The following is a 1,113-nucleotide window of genomic DNA, read 5'->3' on the forward strand; positions in this document are numbered from 1 at the left end:
CTTGAGACCGACATCCGCGGTCTGCTGCGCAACTTTGGGCTCAAGGTTGGGATCGTTGGCAAGGTCAGGTTCGAGGACCGGATCCGCGAGCTCGTGGCCGGCCTGCCGGAGCTGGCTGAGATCAGAGCCTGCCTGCTCGAAGCCCGTCGGAGCCTGCGGGAGCGCTTCACCCCTCTTCACCGCAAAGTGTTGGCGACCGTGCGGGACGATGACGTCTGCCGGCGTCTGATGACCATTCCCGGTGTCGGTCCCGTGGTGTCGCTGGCCTTTAGCGCCACGATCGACATTCCGGCGCGGTTCAAGAATTCGAAGGCCGTCGGCCCCGCTCTGGGGCTCACGCCGGTTCTCAATCAGTCCGGCGAGAGTCATCGGATCGGACGGGTCTCTTTGTGCGGAGACGCCATGATGCGAGCGCTGCTCTATGAGGCGGCGCAGGGGCTGCTGACCCGGGTGCAGCAATGGTCGTGGCTGAAAGCCTGGGCCGTGAATGTGGCCCGCCGGCGCGGCCTGCAAAAGGCCATCGTGGCTCTGGCGCGTCGGCTGGCCGTCATCATGCACCGCCTCTGGAGCGATGGCACCGAGTTCCGCTGGACCAAGGAGAGTGCCGTGGCGCCCGCCTGATCGGCCTGTTGGAACAGCCTGTCACACGAACGGAAAGGGAGACGAGATTCCGCCAGCCGGTGGAGAGACGCCCCTCGCGGGACGATGGATGAGGTGAGTTCGCTCGGGCCCTTGTGTCGATCGCGTTTTGCGCGATCAGAACGCGCAACAGATTGGGCTGCCTCATTCTTCTGATCCCATCATGGGAGAGCCCGAGAGCTGATCCCGAAGAGAAGCAAGACCCGCGAGAGACATCAGACATCGGAGCGGTAAAACAGCCCGAAAGCGCTTGACCTTAAACCGCCGAATAGAGAAGTGCCCTTTCCTGTGACACCGCAGACCGACTCCAGGATCAATCACGACAGAAGCTGAAGCCGATCCGGATCCGCCAAAGTGCCTACCTCACGGATGTTTTCGACAAGCTCTTTTTGTCAGATCGTGCTATTTTCCTCGTGCACGGGTGACCACGTGGCCAAGAGCGGGTGCAGGGATGCAAGCCCGTCACGTCGCCTT

The 1,113-nt window shown here is 62.4% G+C and carries 1 protein-coding gene and 1 pseudogene; both read left to right on the forward strand.

Annotated elements, in window-relative coordinates; genetic code table 11:
- A partial coding sequence (locus ACS5Q1_RS48010; RefSeq protein ID WP_473104803.1) for an IS110 family transposase occupies positions 1-621 on the forward strand: 621 nt, incomplete at its 5' end.
- Between the two features lie 299 nt (positions 622-920).
- Positions 921-1,010 (forward strand): annotated as a pseudogene (locus ACS5Q1_RS48015) (IS6 family transposase); the annotation flags it as partial.
- Positions 1,011-1,113 lie beyond the last annotated feature (103 nt).

This window comes from Microvirga sp. GN3, from assembly GCF_055792825.1.